This is a genomic window from Gemmatimonas sp., assembly GCF_041689975.1.
Lineage (GTDB): Bacteria > Gemmatimonadota > Gemmatimonadetes > Gemmatimonadales > Gemmatimonadaceae > Gemmatimonas.
Map to the genome: position 1 here is coordinate 1 of NZ_JBDNFF010000391.1, position 4,894 is coordinate 4,894.

A 4,894-nucleotide genomic window follows, 5' to 3' on the forward strand; every position below is an offset into this window, starting at 1 on the left:
ACGCGGCAAGACGAACCAGCAATGACCGCCGTGGCGACCGTGGCCGAGCTCGTGGTGCAGCTGGCCAGCGTCGGGCCGCCCGTGGTCGGGCCACCCGAGATTTGCACGGCAAAGTTCACCGCTTCGCCAACGTTCATGTTGGCAGAAGGCGGTGTTATGGACAGCGTGATCGGCGAGATCGGTGCGAGTGGCACCGTAACGTCATCGCCGCAAGCACCCAGCGCCAAGGCGCCAAGGCTCAGGGCTACGATCGCCTTGTTCCGAGAAAAGAGTTGCATTCATCCCCCTCTTGCGAGGTCGTGGAGGTAGCTGCTGCTGGTGAGGGTGGGTTGCCTCATCAACAACGTCTTGCTTTGGCAAGCGCTCGCCGCTTTGGCATGCGCTCCATCATGTGTGCGTCACAGAGGAACAGGACGTGGCTCGGGGAGCGGCCGAATCAACATGCTGTCGTGTGAAAACCATGATGCCCGAAGAACCGAAATGCTGACCTGCGGGCCCTGCATCACGCGTCGCCAACCCAAGCGTCGGTTCCTTGTGACTCCTGCACGCGTGATCGCTCACACGTTTTCGATACATATCGGCCAAGAAAACGCGCGCGGCCCTCCCGAAGGCTGACACGCACACTCCTCCCGCCATCATCAAGAGCAAACCTAGGGGTGATCGGCCACACTAGTCAAGCCGCCAACGTTCCCTGTGTTTTGCGAGCGGTGTCACAATTCTGTGACATCTGACCGGAAAGCGTTAGTTATCCACACCGCCGGCCACCCTGCCAGGCGTCTCGACTCACGAATCCTGTGACACCAGGACGTGGACGGTCCTGACCCGCCCAGCGTCACATCCTCGGCGGCGACAGTCACGTGCGCCTAGTTTACGGCATGGCTGAGCCCCCCCGGATCCACGTCCCCGCCACCCGAGTGGTGCCCCCGCCCGTGCTGTCGGCCGAGGGGCCTGCCCTGAACGCCGCCCAAGCCGCCGCCGCCAGCCACGGGGACACGCCCCTCCTTATAGTGGCCGGCGCCGGCTCCGGCAAAACCCGGACGCTCATCCATCGCGTCGCCCATCTTATAGGACGCGGCGTCCCCGCCAGCCGCATTCTGTTGCTCACGTTCACGCGCCGCGCTTCCCAGGAAATGCTGGGGCGCTGCGAGCGGCTGGTTGGTTCGGCCTCGCAGCACGTGCAAGGCGGCACCTTTCATGGTATCGCCCACCGCCTGCTGCGCCGGTTCGGGCCCGCCGCCGGACTACCCGCCGACTTCACCATTCTCGATCAGGCCGATGCCTCCGACCTGATGGGCATCTCGCGCGCCGCCCTTGGCTACGCCGATCTAAAAAACGCCCCGCGCTCGGCCCCGCGCTTCCCCCGCGCCGAAACGCTGCAGTCGATCTACTCGCGACACGTGAATACCGAGCGCCCCATCGTGGACGTGCTGGGGGAACAGTGGCCGCACTTTTTGGCCTGGACCGGCGACATCGAACGGCTGTTCGGCGACTACGTGAAGCGCAAAGCCGAACGCAATCTGCTGGACTACGATGATTTGTTGCTCTCGTGGGCATTGCTGCTGGAACAGGCACCACCGATCGCCGAGCAGATTCGCGCGCTGTACGATCACGTGCTGGTGGACGAGTATCAGGATACCAACCCCCTGCAGTCGCGCATCCTCCGCGCATTGTGCACGAATGGCAAGATCACCGTGGTCGGCGACGACGCGCAGAGCATCTATGCGTTTCGTGGCGCGACCATCCGAAATATCCTCGATTTTCCGCACCAGTTTCCCGGCACGCAGATCGTGACGCTCGAACGCAACTATCGCTCGACCGCGCCCATTCTCGATACCACCAACGCGCTGATCTCACGCAGTCGCGAGCGCTATTCGAAACAGCTGTGGACCGAGCGCACGGGCGGCGAGCCACCGTGGCTGGTCACGGTGAAAGACGAGCACGCGCAGACCATGTTCGTGGTCGATCGCTTGCTGGAGCTGCACGAGGAAGGGATCCCGCTGCGCGAGATGGCCGTGCTCTTTCGCGCCGGCTACCTGTCGGCCGATCTCGAGATCGAACTCGCCAACCGGCGCATCCCGTACGAGAAGTGGGGCGGGCTCAAATTCCTCGAAGCCGCGCACATCAAGGACATCCTGGCCTTCCTGCGCGTGCTGGAGAATCCGCGCGACGAAGTGAGCTGGTATCGGTTGCTGCGCTTGCTGCCCGGCGTGGGCGATGCCACGGCACGCGCAGCCATCGACCTGCTGATGCAGCATGGATGGGAACCGATGGCACTCGGCGCCACCAAGGCGCCGTCACGCGCACGCCCCGCCCTGCAGGCGTTGGCCGCGCTGCTGGACGGCATGCGTCGCGTGGAGCGCAGCAACCAGGCGCATTCGCCGGCCGAAACGATTCGCCTGTGCCGCTACATGTACGATCCGATTTTGCAGGCCACGTACGACGATGCCCCACCGCGCATGGCCGATCTCGATCAGCTCGAAGTGATCGCGGCCGGCTATCCCGATCGTAGCACGTTCCTGTCGGCACTCGCCCTCGAGCCGCCGTCGAACACGCAGGATCTCGCGGTGGGCAGTACCGATGAAGACGACGCGCTGATTCTCTCCACGGCGCATTCCGCCAAGGGCAAGGAATGGGACGCGGTGTTCGTGATTCACGCCTCCGACGGCGTGTTTCCGATGGCGCGGTCGGCCAACGACGACGCGCAGATCGACGAGGAGCGGCGATTGCTGTATGTGGCGATGACGCGGGCGCGTGATCAACTGTTCGTGACGTACCCGCTGCACAGTTATGCGACCCGTACCGGTGCGGATTTCGCGTATAGCCAGCTGAGCCGCTTTCTCGATCCCGGGGTGCGGTCGTCGATGCAACGGGTCACGGTGGGCGAAGAGCTGCCGCCTGCTCTACCGGCGCTTCGGGGCGATGCGCCGCCGCTGGATTTGCGGGCGTTGCTGAGGGGGAGATTTCCGAGTTGAGAGCTAAGAGCTCAGAGCTAAAAGCAGTCGCCCCATTCTTTCTCGGCGGACCGGACCACTTGCCTCATCCTGCACGTTTCTTCGGCTTCCCTCCATGACGAAACCGACCTTCGGCTCTATGAGCCTGAGCGTCGGCGAGCGTTTGCGACTTGTCGGCGATATTTGGGACAGCATCGCTGAAGAGGCGACTGCCTATCCCGCCGCTCTACCCTTGACGGACGCGCAGAACGCGGAACGCGACCGTCGCATGGCGGAGTACGACGCCGATCCGTCGGTCGGCATTCCACTGGACCAAGTCCTGGACAACATCCGGGCGCGATTCAGCGACCGCCGTTAGCCCGGTAACCGTTCCTTGATGTAGGCTCTGTTCCGTCATTTCGTGTGTATCAGGTGGCGATCGGCACGATTCCCCCTATTCTTGCGCGCACGCTCACTTCCCGAAAGGCCCACGAAAACCGGGCGCCACGGCCGAACTCGATCCGGACTGCTGCTGCCACAACTGTGGGGCTATACTCAATGCCGCCTAAGGCTGCTGTGTCGTGGACGGCAAACGTGACGCGCCACTGACGGTCGACGATGTGGCCCGTGGTCCGCCCTGCAGCGTACGGCGCGCTCTGCGACGCGACTGCCATCCACTCCGTACGAGAACTCGGCCCCGCCGCCGATCCCGAGCGGCCGCGTCCTGCAGCTTCGTCAAGTAGCCCTGATTGCCCGAAATTATCGTGCACTACGACGCGCCGCGGTTCTTCGCCCTCTATCCGACCACGGCCGTGCACGGCCGTACGCTCCAGCGCCTGCTCGGCCTCGGGTCGGCTTCGCTGCAGCGCGAGGTGGACCGCCTGCTCGCCCTCGACGCCCTTGAGCGCGTCGAAGTCGGGCGTCTGGTCTGCTTCCGGCCCGTGCTCGAGGCAAAGCTCTGGGGGGCGGTCATGCTCCTGCTCAGCGACACGCGCGACCCGGTGGGGCTCGTGCGCGATGCGCGTGCGATGTTTCCGGCATCGAAGCGGCCTTCGTCTTCGGATCGTTCGCGAGGGGGGACGCCCGGCCGGACAGTGACGTCGATGTGTTCGTGGTGGAGACGCCAGCGGTCGACCGGCGAGCACTCCATCGACAACTGGCGCAGGTCGGACTCATCCTCAACCGCGAAGTGAATGCGGTGCGGTACACGACGCAAGCACTCGGGGATCGGCTGGGGGACGCCGCGCACCCCGCGCATCGCTTTACGCGCGCCGCGCTGGACGGGCCCAAACAGTGGGTGGCCGGGAGCGCGGATCGCCTCCGTCCCCTCGCCGCAGCGGCAGGCCTGACCCGCATGTGGCCGGACACGGGTCCGATTGGGAGCGCGGCGCTGGTGGTCCCATGAACCGCAAGAAGGCACCCGGCCAGCCACCAGCAGCCGCTGGCATGCCGCAGAGCGGTGTCCCGGTCGCCGGCGCAGGACGCGGCGCTGACCGGGCTGACGAGCGATAACGCGGTGCGCCTCGCGTACGATGCGGGGCACGCGGCTGCGCTGGCCGTACTCGCGGCGTATGGGCTCCGGACCGGCGGAAGTGGCGGACGCGCTCAAGTGGGTGGGACAGACCCTGCCGGCGATCCGTCACGTCTTGGTCGGTCGCGATGGAACGCTGGCCGCCGAACTCAAGCCCTCCCCCTGACACGGTCCCGCCATATCGCGGGATGACATCAGCCATCTGGCCACACGAACTGCGTTCAGCCAGGCGGCGGCGGAGTCATTTCGTTGCCGCGCACTGTGCTACGCGACACTCACGCAATCACGGAACAGAGCCAAACAAAAAAGAGCCCGCAACATGATGATTGCGAGCCCCTCTTCACGTTGCCGTCGCGGAGCTCACGGGGCGGCCAGCTGCTGGGACCACCGGAGCCAACGACCGAGCAGGGGGTCCTCGAGCACGTATCGAACG

The 4,894-nt window shown here is 65.2% G+C and carries 5 protein-coding genes; 4 read left to right on the forward strand and 1 reads right to left on the reverse strand.

Annotation, left to right across the window (positions count from 1 at the left end):
• The coding region (locus tag ACESNG_RS22540; protein ID WP_373070939.1) for a hypothetical protein at positions 1 to 278 on the reverse strand (278 nt) is incomplete at its 3' end.
• Positions 279 to 875: 597 nt separating this feature from the next.
• Between ACESNG_RS22540 and ACESNG_RS22545 the strand changes: the two genes are divergently transcribed.
• From ACESNG_RS22545 to ACESNG_RS22560, 4 genes are all read left to right on the forward strand, one after another.
• On the forward strand, positions 876 to 2,972 hold the full coding sequence (locus ACESNG_RS22545) for an ATP-dependent helicase (protein WP_373070941.1): 2,097 nt from the start codon (positions 876 to 878) through the stop codon (positions 2,970 to 2,972).
• 94 nt (positions 2,973 to 3,066) lie between these two features.
• Positions 3,067 to 3,309, forward strand: a complete 243-nt coding sequence (locus tag ACESNG_RS22550; RefSeq protein WP_373063677.1) for an addiction module protein — start codon at positions 3,067 to 3,069, stop codon at positions 3,307 to 3,309.
• Between the two features lie 660 nt (positions 3,310 to 3,969).
• Positions 3,970 to 4,335, forward strand: coding sequence for a nucleotidyltransferase domain-containing protein (locus ACESNG_RS22555; protein ID WP_373070945.1), 366 nt, complete (start codon positions 3,970 to 3,972; stop codon positions 4,333 to 4,335).
• Positions 4,336 to 4,462: 127 nt separating this feature from the next.
• Positions 4,463 to 4,627, forward strand: a complete 165-nt coding sequence (locus tag ACESNG_RS22560; RefSeq protein ID WP_373070943.1) for a hypothetical protein — start codon at positions 4,463 to 4,465, stop codon at positions 4,625 to 4,627.
• The last annotated feature ends 267 nt before the right edge of the window (positions 4,628 to 4,894 follow it).